The sequence below is a fragment of the Vibrio nomapromontoriensis genome, from assembly GCF_050337205.1.
In the GTDB taxonomy this organism is placed as follows: Bacteria; Pseudomonadota; Gammaproteobacteria; order Enterobacterales; family Vibrionaceae; genus Vibrio; species Vibrio nomapromontoriensis.
Genome location: NZ_JAKJSS010000006.1, coordinates 154,719 through 179,320, shown reverse-complemented (window position 1 = coordinate 179,320; position 24,602 = coordinate 154,719). Strand labels below are relative to the sequence as shown.

Below are 24,602 nucleotides of genomic sequence, written 5' to 3'. Positions count from 1 at the left end.
CTTTTCGGAGCCTTAAATGAAAAATGATTGAGAGTAACTGTTTATGCGCTTTTTCGCCAAAAGAGCCAGTGTCGCCTTTTCTTCACTTTCGTGTCGTATGTGCTTCTTCCTAACATCAGTAAACAAGGAGTAAGCACTAATGTTAATACCGTGGCAAAGGCCAGGCCGCCCGCAATAGCCGTTGCTAACTGCGACCACCATTGGGTGCTAGGCGCCCCAAATTCGATTTTTTGATTAATAAGATCGATGTTCATTTCTAATACCATCGGCATTAATCCCAATATCGTCGTGACAGTCGTCAGCAGTACAGGTCTCAAACGCTGAACTCCCGTTCTTAATATCGCTTCTCGTTTATCTAACCCGCGCTTTAGCAACTGATTATAGGTGTCAATTAAGACGATATTATTGTTCACTACAATACCAGCTAAAGCGATCACCCCAATGCCCGACATAATAATGCCAAAGGGGCGTTGGAAGATCAGCAGTCCTGCAAACACACCCACCGTAGAAAATATCACCGCACTCAAAATTAAAAATGCCTGATAGAAGCTGTTAAATTGCGTAATTAAAATCAACGCCATAACAGCAAGCGCCACTAAAAACGCACTTTGTAAAAACTCTGATGAGTTCTTTTGCTCTTCATTTTGACCTCGTATTCGCACATCAATACCAGGCGGAAGCTCAAGTGCATCTAATGATTGCTGGAACTCAGGTAGCTCAATTGCGAGATTGTAGCCCTCTGCCATGTCTGCTTTAACGTTAATGATACGAATACCATCTAATCGCTCAATGGTATCTTGCTTATGCTGAGGTGTGATTTCCGCAAAATTGGTAATCGGCACCAAACCTGCTGGAGTCTTCACACGTAGTTCATCAAAACGACCAATATCGCGCTTATCACTTGGGAAGCGAACTAAAATATCCACTTCTTCTGACGAGTCATCTGGAAGGTAGTCGCCAATTTTTAGTCCATTTGTTACAAACTGCACCGTGTTTCCGACTAAACTAGCATCAGCACCAAATCGAGCAGCGTCATCTCTACGAATATCTATCTGCCAATCAATACCAGGTTTACTGGATGAGTCACTAATATTGGTGAGCTTCTCGTTACTGTCGGCCCAACGTCGAATCACTTTCGCCGCCTCATCAAGACGCTCTGGGAAGCGGGCTGACAGTTCAATCACTAAGTCATGCTCGACCGGTGGCCCCGCATCAGGGAATTTGTACTCAATTTCTACCCCAGCAAACTGATTCGTCGTTTGCTTTAACTCTTCGATAATGACATTAACTCGGCGGCGGTCTTGCCAATCAACAGGCGTAATTTGGATATTACCAATCTCACTTTTACCGCCGGTTTTCGTGTAGACACTTTCGAATTCATCATGATTGAGCATCACCTTCTCAACGACCCTCATGACTTCATCTTTTTCATTAATCGATAAATCACCATGAGAGCGTACTTTGACGTTAAAATACGGCGGGTCCACCTCAGGGAAAAACTCAGCCCCTAAACCCGCTTTGTTGTAAGCGGCACCGACACCAATCGCAATCAAAATCGCTAGCAGTAATATTTTAAATGGGTGCACAATCGCAATGGCTAACGTGTGGTAATAAAGCTTAGTGATGCCCGTTGCCTTATCAAAATCTCCCTCATGCAGTGCCACCATCTTAGCTTGCTGTGCACTAGACACGTATTGAGGCTTACCAAATAACCCGCCAAGAACCGGTACAAACAGCAGCGCCATAACTAATGAGGCGGTTAAGGTCGCAATCAAGGTCAGTGGTAAGAACTTCATGAACTCGCCAGTGGTATCTGGCCAGAACAATAAGGGCGCGAAAGCGGCGAGTGTGGTCGCCGTTGAGGCGGTGATCGGCCATGCCATGCGCTTAGCTGCGTCGGCGTAAGCTTGCTTTCTCGGCGTGCCTTCTTGCATTCGACGATCGGCAAACTCGGTGACCACTATCGCTCCGTCAACCAGCATACCAACGGCCATAATAAGCGAGAATAAGACGATGATATTTACGGTCAAGCCAAATACTGATAGTACCAATAGCCCAGTCAAAAACGAGCCAGGGATCGACACCCCGACCAGCATCGCAGTTCGAACACCGAGAATGGCAATAATCACGATCACGACAAGAATAATTGCCGACAACACATTATTTTGTAGATCATTAAGCATGATCTTAACGTCTTTCGATTCGTCTTTGGTGTATTTTACCTGTAAGTTGTTTGGCCACTCTGGAAGCAGCGACGCTTGATGCATTACCTCTTTTACCAAAGCAACCGTCTCGATAATATTTTCGCCGGCGCGTTTTTTCACATCAAGAACAACAGCAGACTGTCCATCGAGGCGCGCAAAACTGTCTGGGTCTCGAAATGCACGACGAACGGTCGCCACATCCCCGAAGGTAATTACCTGCTTGCCATCGACCTTAACAGGCAGCTCTAACACATCTTTTAGGGTTTCGAACACTGAGGGGACTTTAACAGAAAAGCGTCCATAGCCCGTATCAACAAACCCTGCTGCAACCACACGGTTATTAAGTGCAATAAGGTTGTAAATATCACCTTGATCTAAGCCATAACTTTCCATCAATAGTGGGTCAACGACTATCTCGACGATGTCATCGCGATCACCCGCAATATCCACTTCCAAGACCTGTCGGTAGCTCTCCAGTTTGTCGCGCAGTTGCCGAGCTATTTGAACAATCGTGCGTTCCGGTACGGTTCCATAAAGAACCACCGACAATACAGGCTGCTGAGAGGCAAAAGTCACTTCATTAACGGTTGGCTCATCACTATCATCTGGCAACTTTGGTTTGGCCAAATCAACAGCGTCACGCACATCCGCCATGGCTTGTGTTAGATCAACACCAACATTAAATTCAAGCGTTACCGACGCATGTCCCTCAGACGCCGTTGCCGTCATTTCTTTTACGCCTTCAATTGAACGTAATTCTTTTTCCAACGGGCGGACTAACAAACGTTCACTATCGTCAGGGGAGATCCCTTGGTGCCCTACCGATACATAGATGATAGGAATCGTGATATCTGGGCTCGACTCTTTAGGAATGGTGTTATAGGTCACCACTCCGGCAATTAAAATTAAAACCAGTAAACTGATCATTGTTCGAGAGCGAGACAACGCCGCATCAATCAAAGCATTCATGCGCCTTCTCCTACAGCTTAGCTTGATCAGCTATTTTATTTGCTTGCTCAACGCTAATCGCTTCTACCGCGTCACCATCGCGAACAAACCCTTGCCCTAAGACAATAATATCGACTCGGTCGCCAAGTCCTGTAAGCCATACTCCATCTTGTTCTGCTTTAACAAGTTGAATGGGTACAAACACCACCTTTTTGCTCTGAAGTGTTTTGACTCCTAGATTGCCGCGCTCATCCAACGCCAACATGGTCGGTGTTATTTTTATCGCAATATTTTTCTCAAGCGCCAACTCGACTTCAGCGCTGACTCCTGCCGAAATTTTCTGGTTTGGATTGGGTACTTCTATTTCTATAGGAAAGGTATTGGTAGTCGGTGAAGACACTCTGGAGATATAACGGAGTTTACCGGTCACTTGCTTGCCATCAATAAAACGCACCATCGCTGGCTGATTTACAGACAAGTTTTGAATATGGCGCTCACTCACATCAGCTTCAATGACCAACACGTTTAAATCGATCATCATCGCAACCGGATCGCCAATTGACACAAAGTCCCCCAACTCAATATCAATTTGGTCAACGATACCAGTAAATGGGGCCTTAACGAGGGTATTTCGCAACGCTAGTTTGGCTGCACTCACCATCGCTTTAGCTTCTGTAAGATTTGCGGCGGCGGTTGAATAAGCGACCTCACCTTGTAACCCTCGGCTCTTTAACGATTTAGAAGCATTAAACTCTTGCTGACGAACATTCAGCATCGCTTGAGCGCGCTCTAACTGAATAGGAAGATCACCTTTGTCAATTTGAGCAATAGCTTGACCGGCCTTAACTTGCTCTCCCTTTTTAACGTTCAAGCCAATGATTTTTCCGGCAATTTCAGCCCCAAGCTTAGCGGTTCTATCCGCAGCAGTTCGGCCATATAAATCAATTTTTTTATCAATATTCTCGGCAACAAAAGATTGAAAGACCACCCTTGCAAGTGGTGCAACCTCTGGCGAAGTCGGCTGAGTATTTTCTTCTGCGCGTAAAGCACCAAGGCCTAACCAAACAGCCAGCCCAATGATGAATAATAGCGAAATAAGCCAGGGACGTTTTGAAAAGAAGCTGCCAGGCTGCATAGTTGGCATAATTATATCCTTATAATATTCAGGCAATTGTGTTCACTTAGCTTTTCTCATACGAGAATTAACTCATAAAAGTACTCAAACCATGAATAACATCCTTAGACCCATGGTTTCAGCACACCCTTTACATAGAAAAGGATAAGAGTAGAGCAGTAACACTACGATACTTTATTGATTTTTGTTATCTGGGTAGCAAAAAAAAGAGGCGAACTTCTCATTCGCCTCTTTCTTACTTATTAACTTAAACGCTAAATGAAGCGCCACAGCCACATGTTGTCGTGGCATTGGGGTTATCGATAAAGAATCTTGCCCCTTCCAGCCCTTCGGTATAGTCAACCGTACCGCCAATTAAATATTGTAGGCTCATTGGGTCTACCACTAAAGTCACACCACATTTTTCAATCGTGGTATCCCCATCGTTGACACTTTCGTCAAAGGTAAAGCCATACTGAAATCCGCTACAGCCACCACCGGTAATATAGACACGCAATTTCAAAGCTGGGTTTTCTTCTTCTGAAATTAATGTCTGAACACGCGTTGCGGCGGCATCAGAAAAATTTAAAGGAATAGCTACATCACTCATAGGAACCTCTCTCGCTACTCATTCGCAATTTAACGTATCACTGACTGGCAGCGATCTCGCATCCCCTACGAAGATGATTAATAACTCATCAAAAGCGATGAATAAACAAATAGTATTAATTGTATTGCTGGGGATTATCTAATACCTGACTGCTTCGTTCAAGTATTAGGCAGGTGCAATTTAACATTACCTCGATATCAGGGGACAATTTCCGAAAATGTGCTCAAAACACTACTAGATTTTGTGAGGGTATGTACAATGCTGCTCACTTGGTCCGAATAAGCAAAGAGGAATTCTCCATGACCAAATCAGCAGAGCTGTATCAAAAAGCGCAAGAGACTATCCCTGGTGGTGTAAACTCGCCCGTTCGAGCCTTCAACGGTGTAGGTGGCTCACCTATCTTTGTTGAGCGTGCCGATGGCCCTTTGATTTTTGATGCTGATGGTAAAGCGTACATTGACTACGTAGGTTCTTGGGGACCGATGATCTTAGGTCACAACCATGCCGTTATCCGCGAAGCCGTTATTGATGCCGCACAACGAGGCCTAAGTTTTGGTGCACCAACCGAAATGGAAATCAACATGGCTGAGCTAGTGCGTAAACTGGTTCCTTCTATGGAGCAGCTGCGTATGGTGAGCTCTGGTACAGAAGCGACCATGAGCGCTATTCGTCTTGCTCGTGGCTACACCGGCCGCGACAAAATCATGAAATTTGAAGGCTGCTACCACGGCCATGCCGATAGCTTGCTTGTTAAAGCTGGCTCTGGTGCCCTAACGCTTGGTCAACCTAGCTCGCCGGGCGTGCCTGCTGATTTTGCAAAATACACGCTAACGGCTCGTTTTAACGATCTTGAATCTGTTAGAGCACTTTTTGCTGCGAACAAGGGCGAAATTTCCTGCATTATTGTTGAGCCTGTTGCCGGTAACATGAACTGCATCCCACCGGTTGAAGGCTTCCACGAAGGACTTCGCCAAATTTGTGATGAAGAAGGCGCACTGCTTATTTTCGACGAAGTCATGACAGGTTTCCGCGTCGCGCAAGGTGGCGCTCAAGCGTATTACAACATCAAGCCAGATTTAACGACGCTAGGTAAAATCATCGGTGGCGGCATGCCAGTTGGTGCGTTTGGTGGTCGTAAAGAAGTCATGCAATATGTTGCCCCTACGGGTCCTGTTTATCAAGCGGGTACACTTTCAGGTAACCCTATCGCAATGGCAGCAGGTTATGCCTGCCTTACACTACTGTCTGAAGAAGGCAACGAAAAGCGCCTTGCACACAAAACTAAACAACTTGCGGATGGCTTTAAAGCCTTGGCAGACGAACATGGCATTCCAATGGTTGTCAATCAAGTTGGCGGTATGTTTGGTTTCTTCTTTACTGATCAAGAACGTGTTACTTGCTACGAAGATGTCGCTAAATGCGATGTTGAGCGCTTTAAGCGTTTCTTCCATCTAATGCTCGATCATGGTGTGTACCTTGCACCATCAGCATTTGAAGCTAGCTTCCTATCTCTTGCTCATGGTTCAAAAGAGATCGAAGCGACATTAGAAGCCGCTGACCGCTGTTTTGCTATGCTGGCTAAAGAAGCGTAATTTTCTGAATTACTGAGTACAGTAGAAAATAAACATGACATTAAGGGCTGAAATATCAGCCCTTTTTTACGCCTGCCAGTGAAAGGCAGCCAACAACACGATGGCTGATATCATGAGCCAGAACCAAGGAATTTTTCGCTTAATTTTAACCTTTGACTGACACGTTTCTTTGCTATTGCAGCACCCCATAAAACCCCCACTAATCACAGTACTAAATACTAATTAAAATTGATCACTCCATATTTTACGTCCATTATATGCTCAATTGGTCGCCGTATTTGATTACTTAGTTTACCGACAATACGCTTACCAGTAATAAGTTGAAAGAACAGTACTAGCGATGGCCCGTTGCCTACGAGTAAAGCAACGCCGCGACGCAGAAAAAACAACTCTCGCTCATCACCTGATCGCATGCAGATTTCGCAGCCGATATAGTCAAAAAGGATCACTCGTGAAAACGAAAATGAACGTAACAGCAAGTCACTGGGTGCTCATCATCGCCCTGCTTTTAACTGGCTTTGCCTGTTACTTGCTCGTCGAGCCTTATATTAACTCGATCGTCATGGCATTTATTTTGTCACTATTGATGTTCCCTATCCATGAGTGGCTAGAGAACAAGCTGCCAAAACATAAAAACATTGTTGCCTTGTTATCATGCGTCATTCTGACCTTTATTATTGTCATGCCATTGCTGCTGGTTTTTAGCGCCATCGTTCAGCAAGGATCAGTCTTTTCACAAAACATGTATCACTGGGTGACCGGTGGTGGCATTCAAGAAGTCTTTGCTCACCCTTGGGTCGTTAAAGGACTCTCTTTCATTAATGACTACCTACCCTTTGATAAAATTGACCCACAAGACATCGCAAAAAAAGCCGCTGAATTTGCGACCTCACTTGGTTCAAATCTAGTGGCAATCAGCGCAAAAATTCTTGGTGATGCCACCAGCTTCCTCATGAATTTCTTCTTAATGCTATTTGTGTTGTTCTTCCTACTGCGCGATCACGATAAAATCATTGCTGCCATTCGCCACATTCTGCCCTTCTCTCGCAGTCAAGAAGATCGCTTGTTGAACGAGATTGAAAAAGTGTCGAAGTCGGCAGTAATGGGCTCGTTTTTAACGGCAATTGCGCAGGGTGCCGCTGGCGGATTTGGTATGTGGGTAGCCGGATTCCCTGGACTATTCTGGGGAACAATGATGGGTTTTGCCTCATTTATTCCTGTGGTTGGAACCGCATTGATTTGGATTCCAGCAACGGCTTACTTACTAATTACTGGCGAAACGCAATGGGGAATATTCCTCGCCATATGGAGTATCGCGGTGGTGGGCTCTATTGATAACGTATTAAGACCCCTGCTAATGCAAGGTAGTGCCGGTATGAATACGTTGATGATTTTCTTCTCCCTGCTTGGTGGTATTCATTTATTTGGTCTTATCGGCCTGATTTATGGCCCGATCATTTTTGCTATCACTATCGTACTTTTCAATATGTATGAAGAAGAGTTTAAGGACTTTTTAGATAGCCAAGATAACAGCTAGAATGCTTTTTTAGTCTGGGGGTTTATGAGAGAATCCCCTCCCTTTTTCAGTTTCCAAGAGATGACGTTCATGTCGCATTACATCGCTCCCAGCCAGATTGCCGAAAGACAGCTTGAGTACTTCGCAGGAAAACGTGTGCTGGTCATCGGTGAAATAGAAGACCAATTCCCGATTGATTTGAGTAAGCATTGCGACAAAGTCACGGTATTTACTAGCAATTACTGTACTTACCGACAGTTGCATCGCTCGGAACAACTTTGCTGTCACTTTGGTGCTAATTTACCAGACACGATCGACGCAGATATGATCTTAATGTATTGGCCAAAAGCTAAAGCAGAAGCGCAGATGCTATTAGACATGTCGTTAGCAAAGCTAGGTCAAGATACTGAAATCGTCGTGGTCGGTGAAAATCGTTCAGGCGTAAAAAGCGTAGAAAAAATGTTTGCGCCTTACGGCGTGATTAAAAAATACGACTCGGCACGTCGTTGCTCATTTTATTGGGGGCAATGCCAAACAGCACCCGCATCGTTTGATTTGCAATCATGGTTTAAATCCTACCCTGTCGAGCTGGACGGCCAGCAATTAGTGGTAAAAAGCCTACCTGGTGTCTTTAGCCATGGTGAGTTTGATTTAGGTAGCCAGTTGCTACTCAATAACCTCCCCCCACTGCATGGAAAAGTCCTCGATTTTGGTTGTGGCGCTGGTGTCCTGGGTGCTTTTATGGCCCTGCGCTACCCGGATATTTCGCTGCAAATGTGTGATATTAATGCCTTTGCTATCGAGTCTAGTAAGCAGACCCTAGTCGCTAATGGCTTAAAAGGCGATGTCTTAGCTTCTGATGTCTATTCTGATCTGTCGTCAGATTTTCAGTTCATCGTGAGCAACCCGCCATTCCATGCTGGTCTAGACACCAGTTACTCTGCAACTGAGGAGCTGCTAAATGATGCACCGACGCATCTTAAAGCCGCAGGAAATATCCTCATTGTAGCGAACAGTTTCCTTAAATACGCGCCTATCATCGAGCGTCAATTTGGCCATTGCCACACTCTCGATAAAAATCGTAAATTTACTATCTACCATGCAACAAAATAACTCGCGTATCTAAACAAGAATATCGGCAATACTCATCATTAGCATCCGTATTGCCATTCTACTCTACAAGCCTCTCATAACGCCCTGTTTAACCGCCACTTTTATTATTGCTGACATAACAAGCTTCAATCTGCTTTCACGCAATCATTAATTATGAGTGACCTCACACGCTTTGTATCCAACTTACTTGCTAAAGTAAAAAAAGTATTTAGATTAGTAAGGTCAGACGTTTTATAGCAAAACGCACATCTTCACTTACTCACTAGATACCCCTTAACGGCCTAAGACTTACATATGTTCAAGCTGCATAGAAAACAGAAATTTAAACGATTACAGAGCACTTTGATGATGGCCTTTTTGGTGCTCAGCATCACTCCACTTACTGTCATTGCTCTGTTTTTTCTTAATGCTCACAGCCAAGATCTTCGCGATCAAAGCACTACGCACCTTGTTTCGGTTCGCGATACAAAAAAACAGCAGGTTCTCGATTACTTTGATGCGCAGAAGTCCGAAGTCATGGGCTTTGTGCGCTCAGAGCTTGCCTATGCCAGTGGTGGGCGATTTTACGGCATAGTCAACGCATTCCAACGTTTAGGCGATGACATAGAGCAAGCTCAACAACATGCACAAGAGCGCTACATTACAGGCTCTGGCGATCAAGTAAAAACCTCAATCATGCCCGACTCAAGCAGCTATGTTGGCAGTGAACGTTACCGACTGCTCCACAAACGCTACCACCGAGCATTTGTGGAGCACCTTAAGCGTTCTGACTTTGACGATATCGTCTTGGTCGATTTAACGGGTAATGTTACCTACTCGGTGTTCAAACACGATTACTATGGTACCAACCTCAATACAGGCCGCTTTTCTCAATCGATATTAGGCTCTACCTTCGCGACTTTAGACCAAGAAGTAACGCAAAAACGTAAGGACAACGAAGAATACACGCCGGTTATCATTTCTGACTTTGCCTCCCAAGGAGAGCAGCAATACGCTTGGCTAGGCGCCCCGATTATTCAGCAAGGGTATTTACACAGTTACGCACTATTTCGTTTACCAATTAAAGGGATCACTAAGCTCATCAATAGCGGCAGCACCACCGACATCAACCTTCTTTTGGTCGGAAATGATGGCAAAGCTAAAATGATGGGGTTATCCGCAAAAAGCATCACACAAAGCGAACAAGTCATCCAAAAAGCGCTATCAGGTGAAACTCAAGTCGGAAGCTACAGCAATACTCTCGACAACCAATACTTAGCGGCTTTCGCACCCGTTCAATTTGCAGACACCACATGGGCGCTCGTTGCAGAAACGCCTGAGTCCGTGGCGTTTGCCAGTATCCGTCAACTGGAAAAGCTATTTGTCATTGCTATGCTTAGCGCGATTATATTAGTGGTGATCGCTTCGCACTACCTCTCCAATTTCATTACCTCGCCACTTCTTAAGCTAACATGGGCTGCCGAGCGAGCATCTGGAGGTGATCTCGAGCCATCAATCATTAGTGCTAACCGCAAAGATGAGATAGGTCGGCTGGCACTAAGCTTTGAGCGTATGCGCCGCTCTATCAAGGATAAAATCGAGTTAATTAAGAACCAAAACCAAGAGCTAGAACAAAACCTCATTGTGATTAAAAAACAGAATGAAGAACTACAACTTGCCAACAAATTAAAAGATGAATTTCTTGCCACTACCTCCCATGAACTAAGGACACCGCTACATGGCATGATTGGTATTGCTGAAGCCATGATATCTGGTGCTAATGGCCCGATTGGCGCCAATCATCGCTATCAACTGGATATTATTGTTAACAGCGGTCAAAGGCTGGCAAGCCTTGTAGATGACCTTCTCGATTATCACAAGATGCGCTATGGCAGCCTTGCAATAGAGCGTTCCGCCGTGAGCCTAACCAGTGCGACACAACTTGTTCTCGACTTATCCCAGCACCTGTTGGGTAATAAAAAGATTCGCATTATTAACCAAGTGTTAGAACCTATTCCTTACGTATCCGCTGACCCGCAGCGGTTAGAGCAAGTACTGTATAACTTGGTCGGCAACGCCATAAAATACACCAATGAAGGAAAAATCGTATTATCAGCAACTGCGATGGATGATCATATCCGCGTTCAAGTTGTCGATACTGGACATGGCATCCCTGCACAGCAGCTAGAGCATATTTTCGAACCATTAGTACAGGCAGGACACGATTCAGGGCACTATCGCCAAGGAGCAGGACTAGGGCTCTCTATCAGCCGACAACTCATTGAGTTAATGGGTGGCTCACTCTACGTCAGTAGCCAACCGCATGTAGGAACCACATTCAGCTTCACCCTGCCATTGGCTAACCAAGAAGAAGTGGAAGCCATGTCTTACGTGCCGCAATCTAATCACTACCAAGTGACGGAACAAAGCGAGTTAGCAATCGATGACGAAGAAACCCTTCCTGACAACCCTGATGGGCCTAGAATCCTTATCGCTGATGATGAGCCAGTTAACCTGCGTATTCTAGAGAGCTTTTTACGACTTGAAGGCTATCAAGTCACACTCGCTAAGGATGGCATAGAAGCCATGGCGACCATTGAAAAAGACAAACCAGACCTACTACTACTTGATATCATGATGCCAGGAATGAGTGGATTTGAAGTCTGTGAAACGCTACGTGAACAATACGATCACGCTGCTCTGCCCGTCATTATGCTCACCGCGCTAAATCAATCAGAAGACCGTGTTCGTGGTTTTGAAGTTGGCGCTAATGACTATTTATCCAAACCATTTAGCAAACAAGAACTGGCGGCAAGAATTGCAGCCCACCTGCAAGCGAGCAAGGCAGAGGTAAGGCGGGCAGAAAACCAAAGTCTTAAATATGAGCTAAAGCAACGTGCTCTCGTCGAAGCCAGCCTACTGGAAACACAAGGGCGACTCATTGAGCAGCTCGACACTGCCCCAGAAGCTATTTTGTGCGTACGTAATGATCTTAAAATCCAATTTGCCAATCAAGCGGCGGCAGCGTTATTCAAACGAAATGTTGAACAGCTAAAGCGTTCAAGCTTGGATGACCTCATTGCGCCTAAGTTCGTTAACCTATCTCAAGAGCATTATTGCGGTGACATTGATATCTTTATAGAAGATGTAAGACAGCGTATCAATGCCGACATTTTAACGCTACCAGAAGGCTCTGGACTGCGCAGTGTCTATATCTTTGAACAAGGTAAAAATACTAACGTATCGCGCGTTAGAAACCTTGAAACCGCCATTGATGCACTTTCTAGCTACGCCATTGAAGGGGATAAAGCCAAGCTACAAGAATTAAAAGAGCTAGGAGGAGAGTTTACTCGACTGGCCGATAAAGCCAGCGACGAGCAAAAATCTCGCCCTGAATTAATGCGTGAAATACTGGTAGAAGCGATGACAAATTCATTGACTTACTGGGAAGATGTCACCGGACAATCGAAGTTTGCCTTTGCAGAACAAAGTGGCCTCTGGCGGGTTTACCTAGATCGAAGCACGCTACAAACTCGAACGTTAGACAAATACTTACGGGTAGAAACGCTGCCTAAAACCCCTCGCTGGCGAACTGTATTGAGTTCAATGGAATACATTTTGGAGCACTGCCACAAACAAGGCCCTGAGCGCGACCACATCATCGCCTGTAGAGACAGGCTGCAGAAGTTGTTAACCAGTTAATTAACTCATGCGTTCATTGTCTTAATTCAGCATGTTAGCTTGCCCTACAAAAAAGCCAGTCTTCAATTTAACATTGAAGACTGGCTTTATTATTAGTGTCGTTCTATTCCAGAGTCGCTATCGCCACTAGGTTGGGAGAGCAGGCTCTCCCAATTTATAACCGCTTATGCAGGCTCTTGGAAAATAACTGTATCAGCTTTTTCTGTATACTGCCCCATTAGATGGAAGTTCAAATAACGGTAGGTGTCTGCCGCAGTGGCATCAATTTGCTGCATGTACTCTAAGTACTCTTCCTTGTTTGGAATGCGACCTAGAATAGCACCAACAGAAGCGAGCTCAGCAGAAGACAAATAAACGTTCGCACCTGTACCCAAACGGTTCGGGAAGTTACGTGTCGATGTTGACATCACTGTAGAAGCGTCAGCCACTCGCGCTTGGTTACCCATACACAGAGAACATCCTGGTGTTTCGATACGCACGCCCGCACGACCAAAGATACCGTAGTAACCCTCTTCTGTTAGCTGGTCTTTATCCATCTTAGTTGGTGGTGCAATCCACAAACGAGTATCCAACTGACCAGTAAACTTATCAAGAAGCTTACCCGCAGCACGGAAGTGACCAATATTCGTCATACATGAACCAATAAAGACCTCATTGATTTCGGTACCTTGAACATCAGCCAGCAAACGAGCATCATCTGGGTCATTTGGCGCACAAAGAATTGGCTGGTCGATATCGGCCAAGTCAATTTCGATAACGTGAGCATATTGTGCATCGCTATCCGCCTGCATAAGATCAGGGTTTGCTAGCCACTCTTCCATTGCCACAATTCGACGTTCAATCGTACGACGATCACCGTAACCTTCAGAAATCATCCACTTAAGCATGGTGATATTTGAATTAAGGTACTCTTCAATCGACTCTTGAGATAGCTTCACCGTACAACCTGCGGCGCTTCGCTCTGCTGACGCATCAGACAATTCAAAAGCTTGCTCTACTGATAGGTGCTCAACACCTTCAATCTCTAGAATACGACCAGAGAACTCATTGATCTTACCCGCTTTTTCAACAGTAAGTAGACCTTGCTGAATGCCGTAGTAAGGAATCGCATGCACAAGATCACGCAGTGTAATACCAGGCTGCATCTCACCTTTAAAACGAACCAAGATAGACTCAGGCATATCCAACGGCATCACGCCAGTTGCAGCAGCAAACGCCACCAAACCAGAACCAGCAGGGAAAGAAATACCAAGAGGGAAACGAGTATGAGAGTCACCACCAGTACCAACAGTATCTGGCAACAACATACGGTTCAACCAAGAGTGGATAACACCATCCCCCGGACGTAGCGATACACCAGCACGGTTCATAATGAAATCTGGCAGTGTATGGTGCGTATTCACATCAACCGGTTTTGGATAAGCCGAAGTGTGACAGAAAGACTGCATCACTAAATCCGCAGAAAAGCCAAGACAAGCGAGATCTTTGAGCTCATCACGCGTCATTGGTCCTGTGGTATCTTGTGACCCAACCGTTGTCATCTTAGGTTCGCAGTAAGTACCTGGACGAATACCTTCTACACCACAAGCTTTACCCACCATTTTTTGCGCAAGTGTAAAGCCAGTACCTGTATCTTCAACTTCAACCGGACGACGGAAGACTTCAGAAGGCGCCATACCTAGCGCTTCACGAGCACGATCCGTCAAGCCACGACCAATGATTAGAGGAATACGACCACCGGCTTGTACTTCATCAATCAGTACATCGGTCTTCAATGAAAACTCAGCCAGTGTCTCACCGCTCTCATGGGCGCAAACTTTACCTTCAAACGGGTAAATATCAATCACATCACCCATGTTCAGTTTAGTCACGTCCACTTCAATCGGTAGTGCGCCTGCATCTTCCATGGTATTGAAGAAGATTGGGGCAATTTTACCACCTAGAACATAACCACCTGCGCGTTTATTCGGAACATTAGGGATATCATCGCCCATGAACCAAAGCACAGAGTTTGTTGCTGATTTACGTGAAGATCCCGTACCAACAACGTCACCAACGTAAACCAATTGATGGCCTTTTTGTTGGAGCGCTTCAATTTGTTTAATTGGACCAATAGAACCTTGTTGATCCGGTTCTATGCCTTCACGAGCATTTTTTAGCATTGCTAGCGCGTGAACAGGGATGTCCGGGCGAGACCAAGCATCTGGCGCTGGCGATAGGTCATCGGTATTCGTTTCACCGGTAACTTTGAACACCGTCAGTGTGATTTTTTCTTGGAGCTTTGGCTTAGACTGGAACCATTCAGCTTCCGCCCACGACGTCATAACTTGCTTAGCGTGCTCGTTGCCCGCTTTGGCTTTTTCTTCAACGTCATAAAATGCATCAAACATCAAAAGCGTATGAGAAAGTGCTTTAACAGCGATAGGGGCAAGCGCCTCATCATCAAGTAAAGAAACAAGTGACTCTATGTTATACCCACCTTGCATTGTACCAAGCAATTGGGCTGCTTTTTCACGACTGACGAGTGGTGATTCAACTTCACCTTTTGTGATAGCCGTAAGGAAACCTGCTTTAACGTAAGCGGCCTCATCTACGCCCGGTGGAATACGGTTCTCAAGAAGATCAAGGATGGCTTCTTCTTCACCTTGAGGGGGATTTTTTAATAGCTCAACAAGTCCAGCAACTTGTTCAGCGTCTAGGGGTCTAGGAACAACTCCTTCGGCAGCACGCTCTTCGACGTGTTTACGGTAGGCTTCAAGCACGACTTTTTCCTCTCATTGCGGTCCCTCCTTAATAATTAGAATTAGGAGTGGACATCCTTGGAAACTTGGCTCTCCCTCGCCATTTTTCGTCATCAAATCCTTTAATGATCAGCATTAGAGAGGCCAAACTGTGGGGCGAAGAATAGCAAATTTAACGATAAATTAAAATCTTATCATTTTGACCAACATAGCAACTTCGAGCAAAATCCATGATTTTCACTCGCATCTATGTAGAAAACTTTACTTATTTCACTCGCAAATTCTGTTCACAGGCACGCACCTGTGAACAATTGTGGGCTGAATTAATATGCAGCACCAATGATTAAATAAAACGACCGTAATCCTGTTTCAACCTGACCATAGGAGAACATTATTGGCCCAACAGGCGAATCGATACCGGCAAAAATGGATCCGGCCATAAACAGTGGCGCACTCGATATCCCTTGATCACCATCCCAAACCCCACCGTACTCAGCGGATGCCCCTAGATACACGGGGGATTTAAACATGCCAAAATCGTTGTCAAACCACCGATAGCGATACACTAGGCTGCCATACAGTTTATTTTCGCCAATTAAGCTATTTCTTGGGATACCTGATAAATTCAAAAAGCCACCCAGCTCTCTTGGGTTGACGGGTAATGTAGCGTTTTCTGTTTCAATGACCGCATAATCAAACGAACCAACAAAGGTATTACGCCCAAAAGTGTGCGCATACTTAGTTTCCGCCGTAATTTCATAGGCGGTATCAGAAAAGTCCGACGGCGCTTCATTAATATTCTGTTGACCGCTATCTTTAGACAGTAAGTACTCTAAGTTGATATACCAACCTTTCGTCGGCAAACTGAAATCATCGAGGGTGTCCAGCTTATAATTTACAAACATCCCTTGACGATCAAAATCAAACGTTCCTGATGAAGGTAAAGGTGACACATAAGACTCCCCCTGAACAAAACGACCACCGAGCTTAAATTCTTGCCACAAAGTAGGGGCATAGCCTACCGCTAGCTCTCCTAGCCATTCACGATACGTCACGGGAACAAAATCGGCACTGCCTTCTAAGGCTGGATCAAGACAACCTGTGCGATCCGCATTAGGCGTGCACAGTACATTTCGTTTTTCGTTGCCGTACTTAAGACCCGCTAAGAAGAAAAAATCTTGGTTGGTGACAAATGGCGAATACAGCTCCGCCTCTATTCGCTTATCGGTGCCAAAATCAGCATTGACTCGCAATTCGGCGCCGCGATCATTGAGATCAGTAAAGTTTGTACTTACACCAATGGCATAGAAGCTATTAGCATTAAAATCCTCTTCAAGATAAAAGCGGAAATCCATGTAGTTTGGACCCCATGACTTTTCTTTCACGTCCACCACCAGTGCCGTGTCTTCACCTAGCTCTTGGTACTCGTAAGTGATGAGTTCAAATCGGTCTAAAGCGTAGAGGTTTTCTATTTTTTCTTCTATGTCATCCGTTTCGAGGATCTGACCTGATTTTAGTGACAAATTATTGCTCAACAAACTGTCGCTATAATGCGTCTGGTTATTGATGACAACTTTATCAACCTGCGTTTGATCGCCATAACGAAGGTGACGACGAGCATTTTGCTTGTTTTCAATGTACTGCTGGAACTGGGAAGAAGAAACGGATAAATGCTGTAGTTCATCTGCAATTTGATAAGCGGCTTCATACCCTAATTCATATGCTCTCGGCATACTCGAGAAGTCAGTAGTAGCGATTTTCCCCACTTCCGGATGCATGTAAACATCGTTTTCACCAAGCGACTGCATCTGTTCTTCCGTACTACGACGAACCAAATAGTTCGACAACTGCTCACCAACACTCAAAAAGCTACTAAAGTCATCACGGGTCTTATAATCACTACTGATATCCACGGCGATAATAAGATCAGCACCCATTTCTTTAGCAAGCTCAACCGGCATATTGTTGGTCACGCCACCATCGACCAACAAAAGATCGCCTAATTCATAAGGAGGCAACGCGCCCGGTACCGACATGCTAGCCATCATGGCGTCGACTAAATACCCTTTATCAATCACCACGGGCTCAAGTTTAAGGATATCTGTAGCGACGGAGCGATAAGGGATAGCTAAGTCATCGAAAGATTGAAATTTAGGAAGGTTGCCGGTTGTTTTGCGCAAAATACGTAACATATTCTGCCCTTGCACCACACCTTTTGGCGCCTCAATAGAACCAAAATGCAAGCCAATGTCCGTACGAATTTGATAACGGTCTTCTGCTTCTTTATCTCGAATTCGGCGCTGACTGCGATTTACGCGATCCACATAGCCGTTATTCCAATCAACCGTATGGATGAAACTTTCAATCTCATCAGCACTCATACCCGTGGCATACAGACCGCCGACATAAGCACCCATACTGGTACCTGTCACGATATCGACTGGGATATTCATTTCTTCGAGCGCTTTAAGCACACCGATATGCGCCGCGCCTTTTGCACCACCACCCGCTAACACAAGACCAATTTTTGGCCTTGCCTTATCACTATTTGCAGTATTCTCTTGAGCCGTTTGTTTAACTGAGGTTGCAGTTTCGCTTTCTTGCGCGCATAACGTTGCACTACCCCATGTAAAAACTGACGCTATAAACCATCCCGTTAGGCGTTTCACATTCATCCCTAAAAGCGCTCTCAATTTGATTATTCTAATATATCAGTATTTTGCATCATAGCTATAGCCTAACCGCTTATCTCAAACGTATCCATTGTTTCGATAAGCGGCAGCTTGGCTCGTTCTACAATTAAATGTTGTAACACTTACCTTTTTACTTTAGTGACAATTACCAATCAAACAGGTTCTTTATCCACTGTTTGGGTTGGTTGTCACACGATGCCTTCAATTTCCCCGATTCATCCCAGACGGGTAACTCAAATGCATTGCCGCAATCGAGCTGTAGTGAACCATTGGTGGTTTTATTGAAACCAATCATCGTGATATTTTTTGGCCACGGCAAAATAAGCTGCTCCGGCACGCGAGCGGCTAAGTAATCGGAATACACGCGAAGAGCGCCACTTGAACCGGTTAACTTGGTCGATTTGTTATCATCTCTACCTACCCATATGGTGGTCACTTCTCGGCCGTCTACCCCTACAAACCAGCTATCTCGCGTATCATTACTAGTGCCGGTTTTCCCCGCCAATGCTGCGTGAGGAAACAGGCTATTTAAGTATCGCCCCGTCCCCTCAAGCACGCCTTTTTTCATCGCATAGGTAGTCAGCCAAGCAGCTTGTTGTGGCACTTTTTGTGTCGCTTTAGGCAAAGACTGATACAACACGTCCCCATCCACGCTCACCACGGAACGTAGCGCTGACAAATTAGCTTGTCGACCGGAGTTTGATAACGTTTGATACATCTGCGCCACCTGATAAGGCGTTAATGATATCGCGCCTAAAAACATCGACGGTACTGGTCTTATCTCGCTGGCATCGACCCCTAGGCGCACTAGGGTACTTGATACGTTTTTAATACCCAGCGACATACCTAAACGAACGGTAGGAACGTTCAGAGACTTCGCGAGCGCTTCATACAATGGCACATCACCGCGAAACTTTCGATCGTAGTTTCTAGGCTGCCACACATTGCCTTTACTTCCCTTCAAGGTCAGTGGCGCATCATCAAGTGTTGTTGCTAAATCAAACCTGTCTGGCTGCTCTAACGCCGTTAAATACACGGCAGGTTTCACAAGAGAACCAATAGGACGACTCGCGTTCAGCGCTCGGTTAAAACCACTGTAGCCAGTGCGTTTTCCACCAACCATGGCACGAATTTCACCGCTATTACGATCAACCGCTATCGCTGCCGCCTCTAACCCTTTGCCAGACGTTTTCTCTAGCTGTGGCAGCCGTTTCGCGATCGCTTTCTCAAGTTGGTCCTGTGAAACCGGGTCAAGAGAGGTATAAATACGCACCCCACCCTCAGCATTAATTTTATTGCCAAGCTTTTGGTTTAGCTCTCGCTTTAACTGCTGAAAGTAAGCGGGCTGACGACTGGCAATCTGCGGATTTTTTTGTAAGTCGAGATCGCGGCTCGCCGCCATTTCAAACTCACGCCCGGTTAACAGGTTTTGATCCATCATCAAGCGCAACACCAAGTCCCGACGCTGTTTTGAGCGCTCAGGGTGACGAATGGGGTTGTAATAAGATGGACCTTTCACCATGCCGACAAGCAGAGCTAATTGATCAATACGCAACTCTTGTAGCGGCTGACCAAAATACAAACGAGCAGCAAGACCGAAACCATGAATCGCCTCCCCTCGGCTTTGCCCTAAATACACTTCATTGAGGTAGGCCTCTAAGATCTGGTCCTTGCTATATCGATAATCCAGTATTAATGCGATATACACTTCACGTAGCTTACGCCACAGTGTGCGCTCACTGGTCAGGAAAAGGTTTTTCGCCAGTTGTTGCGTCAGGGTGCTTCCCCCTTGTACTGTTCTTCCCGCACGTATATTGGCAAAAAATGCACGAGCGATTGCGGTAGGTGACACACCATCGTGCTGATAGAAGTCTCTATCTTCCGTGGCGAGCAACGCATCTATCATGATTTCCGGAAACTGGTCACGACGTAAGAATAACCGCTGCTCATCAGCATTCTTCTCAAGCATTCCTAGCATTTTTGGTTCAATCCGGAGAAAGCCAAGGTTACCTTTTTTCTCTAACGATTGAATTCGAACTAATTCATTACCTTCAAAGTACAACATGACGTGACGATCAGGTTCAGGGCCGTCAGCAAACTCAAATGGACGGCGAATCAACTCAATCTTCGTTGATGATGAGGAGTACTCTCCTGGGTTGCGAGGCTGGTTCACCTTACGATAGCCAAGCACATCAAGTTCATTACGTAGCTGCTGAATCTCGATCGCATCGCCTGTCGACAAATTAAGCACACGCGCATAAACAACGGTAGGCAAATCAAACAACTGCCCTTCAAAACGCTCTTTCACCACCTGATCAAGATAAAAGCCGACCGCAGCAAGTGCCACCCCGCCAACTAATGCCAGTTTCCAGCCAATAGAGAACAGTCGTTTTCCAAGCGTTGAGCGCCCTTTCTTTTTGGCAGGCTTACGCTTCTTAGGCGCACTTTTTGCTCTCGGTTTTGCTGCGGTTTTGGTGGTTTTCTTTGTTGTTGGTTTTTTACCTGTCGCCGCCAACTTTCTAACTTCTATCATGAGTTCAACTGTCTTTTGGTTTTGTGCGTTGCCTGATGATTTATGGGATCATCCGGCCATGGGTGTTTGGGATAACGTCCTTTCATCTCTTTTTGAACGTCTTTGTATGCGCCTTGCCAAAATGCGGCAAGGTCTTGTGTAATTTGTAACGGTCTTTGTGCTGGAGAGAGTAGCTCCAGCACTATCGCTTGGCGACCATGTGCTATCAATGGTGAAGCTCGTTCACCAAACATTTCTTGAAGCTTGACCGACAACATAGGCGCTTGCCGGATCTGATAGCGAATTTTTTTCTTTGCGCCTGTTGGCACCACAAGATGCGTCGGCAAAGCATCATTCAACACTTTTAACGCCTCCCATCCTAGGTACGCCTCGAGTGCAGGCATAAGATTGAGCGCTTTTAGCCCCTTCATGGATGAAATGCCATGCATAAAAGGCAGCAACCACTGCTCTAAGTGGGACAATAATGCCTCCTGTGACATTTTCGGCCATTGAGGTACATCAAGCCAATCTCGTGCACACTCTACCCGAGTGACGAATTCATTCACAGATGGTGTCCAGCTGAGTACTGATATGCCGTGACGACGAACGGTCGCTAATAATGCCCCACTGACATCAGCATCGTCTGGGATAGGGATGATTTTTTGCTTCAAGATGATCGCGCCAAGCTGTTTCACTTCACTGGCAGTCAATCCCCCTCGCTTATCATCCCATTCCAGACGCTGTTTGTTTTCAATTAATTGAGGCGCTAAGTGTTCAATGCTGGGAATATCTACGCTGAGTGCTTTAAAGATCTGACTAGCACCTCGCCCGGTATTCAGTACATCCACAACAACAAGATATTCTTCATCTGCAAGCTTGTCATGATCATCAATTTGCACGCCGTGACCGTTAGCTAATAAGAACTGACCCGAATTTCCTGAGCGTTTCGCCGCAATTCTATCTGGGTAACCTAAGGCTGCAAGCACCCCGAGCAACGACTCATCACTCTCTTTCAAGATAAACCGATACTTGAGCTTCTGAGCTATCGACTTAGCTCGAAGCATTAGAGCAGCACTACGAGTATGCTGCCCCGTCTGCCAGCGATGTAACGCATACCTTAAGTCAATATGCCCTCTTTCTGGCTCTTCAATTAAACAGCACAACGCAATAGCGGTGGTTAACTCGCCAGCGCCTAATGGCTGGGCTTGTAGTAGCAAGCTGGCGAGTCGAGGCTCAACGCCAAGTGTATGAGCGCGCTGCCCCAACGACGTCAATTGCGATGAAGCATCAAGCAACTGCAGTTGCCTTAATAGCGCCTTAGCCTGCTCAATATGCGTCGCTTTCGGTGTATCTAGCCACCCTAACGTGGTTACATCTTGGCATCCCCATTTGAGCAGCTCCAACATCAAAGCGGCTAAGTCACTGCGTAATATCTCAGGCGTGCTTTGCTGTGGCTGCTGATTAAATTGGCCTTCACTATACAAGCGAATACAAATCCCGGGCTCAAGACGTCCTGCTCGCCCACTGCGTTGAATTGCAGAAGATTGTGCAATGCGCCCTTGTGCTAGCTTGGTTACGCCAGTTTTTAAATCGAAGGCAGCCTGATTCTCTAGCCCAGAATCTAATACAATTCGAATGCCCTCGATGGTTAATGAGGTCTCAGCAATATTGGTCGCAAGCACTATTTTTCGCTGACCTGACGCTGCTGGCTGTATCGCCCGTTGCTGGGTTTTAAAGTCTAACTGGCCATAAAGCGGACAAATGTCATAGTCACTTTGTAATTGCGTCAAACTTTGTGATTGTGTTAACAACTCCTCAGTCCGTTTTATTGCCCCTACGCCTGGTAAAAAAGCCAGCAGCGACCCTGAGTGATTAGACATCGCTGATAGGATCTGTTGACACATGGCTTGAGGCAAGTTGTCATTTACCCCTAATGGCCGATAGGCAACCTCAACGGGAAAGGATCGGCCTTGAGACTCGACATAACGTGCTTGGGGTAAAACACGCTTAAGATCATCGCTATCCAATGTCGCTGACATCAGTATGAGCTTGAGATCATCTCGCAGCGCTTCTTGTACCTCTAAAGTAAAAGCTAGCGCGGTATCAGCATGCAAGCTTCTTTCATGAAATTCATCAAATATGATTGCGCCAATCCCGTTAAGCTCGGGATCGTCTTGGAGCATTCGAGTCAGTACGCCTTCTGTGACAATTTCAAGCTGTGTGCCTTTACTGACTTTACTTTCACCACGCACCCGATAGCCCACAGACTCCCCAACTGGCTCTGACAATTGTTGTGCTAAATACATAGCAATATTTCTGGCGGCGATGCGACGCGGCTCTAACATGATAATTTTGCCATCGATCGGCTGATGACGAAGAAGCTGCAACGGAAAGTACGTTGATTTCCCCGCCCCTGTTGGCGCCTTCAAAATCACTTGGTTTGAGTTTTCAATCGCCTCAAATAACTCAGATAACACGTCTTCAATAGGGAGTTGTGACAACGGAAAAGCCTTGTGCTGTAATGTGAACTCTCATTCTAATAAAAAATGGCCATGAAATGCACTTCGATCCTCCTTTAGAGTCAGGAAAGCTCATTAAACGATATAAACGCTTCCTCGCAGATATCACCACCGCATCCGGAGACGAGGTCACCATTCACTGCGCGAACACGGGCGCGATGACTGGCTGTGCCGTCCCTGGTTCGACCGTTTGGTACTCCACGTCAGATAATCCGAAAAGAAAATACCCAAATAGTTGGGAGTTAACCCAAACTGATAGTGGTGACATGATTTGTGTTAACACAGCTCGAGCTAACACTCTTGTGGTAGAAGCCATTAATAATAATGTGATTGAAGAGCTAAAAGGTTACCAAACGCTGCGCACTGAAGTGAAATACGGTCAAGAAAACAGCAGGATCGATATTTTGTTGCAAGACAGTGAGCGGGTCGATTGCTACATTGAAGTAAAGAGTGTCACACTGCTAGAAGAATCAGGACAAGGGTATTTTCCAGATGCTCAAACGACAAGAGGTCAAAAACATCTCAGAGAGCTCACGGAAATGGCTCAATCTGGAAGCAGAGCCGTATTATTATTCGCTATTTTGCATTCAGGCATTGAAAAAGTCTTTGCCGCACACCATATAGATGCGAAATATTCACAATTACTTGAGCAAGCAAGGGAAGCTGGGGTTGAAGTACTTTGTTATAAAGCATCATTTTCAGATAATGATATGACGCTCTTATCTCGGGTCAATTACGAACAAAAGTGATGACACGTTCACAATGATAAGAACTTTAACAAACATCGTTTGCCACAAGCATTTCTTTTTGCTATAGATACCCGCCTTAAAATTAACTGTTCGCACAGTTGACTAGGTTTAAGTAGGAGATGCTGTATGCCAGAATCAAAGAAAAAAGCGCTAGGCATCCTAGCCATTGCAGGGGTTGATCCTTACCAGGAAAAAGCCGGTGAAGAGTACATGTCACCAGCTCAAATGGATCATTTTAGAAAAATCTTAGGCGCTTGGCGCAACCAACTTAGGGAAGAAGTTGATCGTACTGTGCACCACATGCAAGACGAAGCTGCTAATTTCCCTGATCCGGTTGACCGTGCATCTCAAGAGGAAGAGTTCAGCTTAGAGTTGCGTAACCGTGACCGTGAGCGTCGCTTGATTAAGAAAATCGAGAAAACACTTAACAAGATTGAAGAAGACGACTTTGGCTTCTGCGAATCTTGTGGCGTTGAAATCGGTATTCGCCGCTTAGAAGCCCGTCCTACTGCCGATTTATGTATCGACTGTAAGACACTTGCAGAAATCAAAGAGCGACAAATGCAAGGCTAATATATAGCGATAAAAAGGGAGCAAACGCTCCCTTTTT

At 45.6% G+C, this 24,602-nt stretch carries 13 protein-coding genes; 6 read left to right on the top strand and 7 right to left on the bottom strand.

Annotation, left to right across the window (positions count from 1 at the left end):
* Positions 1 to 41 precede the first annotated feature (41 nt).
* The 3 genes from L4D05_RS00970 to erpA all read right to left on the bottom strand — a co-directional run bounded on the left by L4D05_RS00970 (position 42) and on the right by erpA (position 4,876).
* The gene (locus L4D05_RS00970; RefSeq protein WP_428750389.1) at positions 42 to 3,173 is read right to left on the bottom strand and encodes an efflux RND transporter permease subunit; all 3,132 of its coding nucleotides are present in this window, start codon (positions 3,171 to 3,173) and stop codon (positions 42 to 44) included.
* Between the two features lie 10 nt (positions 3,174 to 3,183).
* Complete coding sequence (locus tag L4D05_RS00965; RefSeq protein WP_428750388.1) at positions 3,184 to 4,296, bottom strand: efflux RND transporter periplasmic adaptor subunit; 1,113 nt, start codon at positions 4,294 to 4,296, stop codon at positions 3,184 to 3,186.
* 238 nt (positions 4,297 to 4,534) lie between these two features.
* Positions 4,535 to 4,876 (bottom strand): iron-sulfur cluster insertion protein ErpA, encoded by a 342-nt coding sequence (erpA, locus tag L4D05_RS00960; protein WP_428750387.1) that lies wholly within the window; start codon positions 4,874 to 4,876, stop codon positions 4,535 to 4,537.
* Between the two features lie 299 nt (positions 4,877 to 5,175).
* Between erpA and hemL the strand changes: the two genes are divergently transcribed.
* From hemL to L4D05_RS00940, 4 genes are all read left to right on the top strand, one after another.
* A complete protein-coding gene (hemL, locus tag L4D05_RS00955; protein WP_428750386.1) occupies positions 5,176 to 6,468 on the top strand; it encodes a glutamate-1-semialdehyde 2,1-aminomutase in 1,293 nt (430 codons plus the stop codon).
* Positions 6,469 to 6,931: 463 nt separating this feature from the next.
* Complete coding sequence (locus L4D05_RS00950) at positions 6,932 to 8,005, top strand: AI-2E family transporter (protein ID WP_428750668.1); 1,074 nt, start codon at positions 6,932 to 6,934, stop codon at positions 8,003 to 8,005.
* Positions 8,006 to 8,074: 69 nt separating this feature from the next.
* Positions 8,075 to 9,097, top strand: coding sequence for a 16S rRNA (guanine(1207)-N(2))-methyltransferase RsmC (gene rsmC, locus L4D05_RS00945; RefSeq protein ID WP_428792775.1), 1,023 nt, complete (start codon positions 8,075 to 8,077; stop codon positions 9,095 to 9,097).
* Between the two features lie 294 nt (positions 9,098 to 9,391).
* On the top strand, positions 9,392 to 12,778 hold the full coding sequence (locus L4D05_RS00940; RefSeq protein ID WP_428750384.1) for a response regulator: 3,387 nt from the start codon (positions 9,392 to 9,394) through the stop codon (positions 12,776 to 12,778).
* Positions 12,779 to 12,942: 164 nt separating this feature from the next.
* On the opposite strand, the gene acnB is transcribed toward L4D05_RS00940, so the two are convergent.
* From acnB to hrpB, 4 genes are all read right to left on the bottom strand, one after another.
* Entirely contained in the window at positions 12,943 to 15,540 is a 2,598-nt protein-coding gene (gene acnB, locus L4D05_RS00935; RefSeq protein WP_428750383.1) for a bifunctional aconitate hydratase 2/2-methylisocitrate dehydratase, read from the bottom strand.
* A 302-nt stretch (positions 15,541 to 15,842) separates the two neighbouring features.
* Complete coding sequence (locus L4D05_RS00930; RefSeq protein ID WP_428750382.1) at positions 15,843 to 18,194, bottom strand: patatin-like phospholipase family protein; 2,352 nt, start codon at positions 18,192 to 18,194, stop codon at positions 15,843 to 15,845.
* A gap of 163 nt (positions 18,195 to 18,357) precedes the next feature.
* The gene (gene mrcB / locus L4D05_RS00925) at positions 18,358 to 20,745 is read right to left on the bottom strand and encodes a penicillin-binding protein 1B (RefSeq protein WP_428792774.1); all 2,388 of its coding nucleotides are present in this window, start codon (positions 20,743 to 20,745) and stop codon (positions 18,358 to 18,360) included.
* A complete protein-coding gene (hrpB, locus tag L4D05_RS00920) occupies positions 20,742 to 23,225 on the bottom strand; it encodes an ATP-dependent helicase HrpB (protein ID WP_428792773.1) in 2,484 nt (827 codons plus the stop codon). The genes mrcB and hrpB overlap by 4 nt, the downstream gene beginning before the upstream one ends.
* A gap of 56 nt (positions 23,226 to 23,281) precedes the next feature.
* On the opposite strand from hrpB, the gene sfsA reads away from it, so the two are divergent.
* Together sfsA and dksA are read left to right on the top strand one after the other, a co-directional pair.
* Positions 23,282 to 23,992 carry a DNA/RNA nuclease SfsA gene (gene sfsA, locus L4D05_RS00915; RefSeq protein ID WP_428750379.1) on the top strand — a complete coding sequence of 237 codons (711 nt, stop codon included), beginning with the start codon at positions 23,282 to 23,284 and terminating at the stop codon, positions 23,990 to 23,992.
* A 126-nt stretch (positions 23,993 to 24,118) separates the two neighbouring features.
* On the top strand, positions 24,119 to 24,565 hold the full coding sequence (gene dksA, locus L4D05_RS00910) for an RNA polymerase-binding protein DksA (RefSeq protein ID WP_250615776.1): 447 nt from the start codon (positions 24,119 to 24,121) through the stop codon (positions 24,563 to 24,565).
* The last annotated feature ends 37 nt before the right edge of the window (positions 24,566 to 24,602 follow it).

Coding starts and splice junctions, on each gene's coding strand:
- L4D05_RS00940 (WP_428750384.1), top strand. CDS start 9,392: ATGTTCAAGCTGCATAGAAAACAGAAATTTAAACGATTACAGAGCACT.
- hemL (WP_428750386.1), top strand. CDS start 5,176: ATGACCAAATCAGCAGAGCTGTATCAAAAAGCGCAAGAGACTATCCCT.
- erpA (WP_428750387.1), bottom strand. CDS start 4,876: ATGAGTGATGTAGCTATTCCTTTAAATTTTTCTGATGCCGCCGCAACG.
- sfsA (WP_428750379.1), top strand. CDS start 23,282: ATGCACTTCGATCCTCCTTTAGAGTCAGGAAAGCTCATTAAACGATAT.
- L4D05_RS00970 (WP_428750389.1), bottom strand. CDS start 3,173: ATGAATGCTTTGATTGATGCGGCGTTGTCTCGCTCTCGAACAATGATC.
- L4D05_RS00950 (WP_428750668.1), top strand. CDS start 6,932: ATGAACGTAACAGCAAGTCACTGGGTGCTCATCATCGCCCTGCTTTTA.
- rsmC (WP_428792775.1), top strand. CDS start 8,075: ATGTCGCATTACATCGCTCCCAGCCAGATTGCCGAAAGACAGCTTGAG.
- L4D05_RS00930 (WP_428750382.1), bottom strand. CDS start 18,194: ATGAATGTGAAACGCCTAACGGGATGGTTTATAGCGTCAGTTTTTACA.
- dksA (WP_250615776.1), top strand. CDS start 24,119: ATGCCAGAATCAAAGAAAAAAGCGCTAGGCATCCTAGCCATTGCAGGG.
- mrcB (WP_428792774.1), bottom strand. CDS start 20,745: ATGATAGAAGTTAGAAAGTTGGCGGCGACAGGTAAAAAACCAACAACA.
- L4D05_RS00965 (WP_428750388.1), bottom strand. CDS start 4,296: ATGCCAACTATGCAGCCTGGCAGCTTCTTTTCAAAACGTCCCTGGCTT.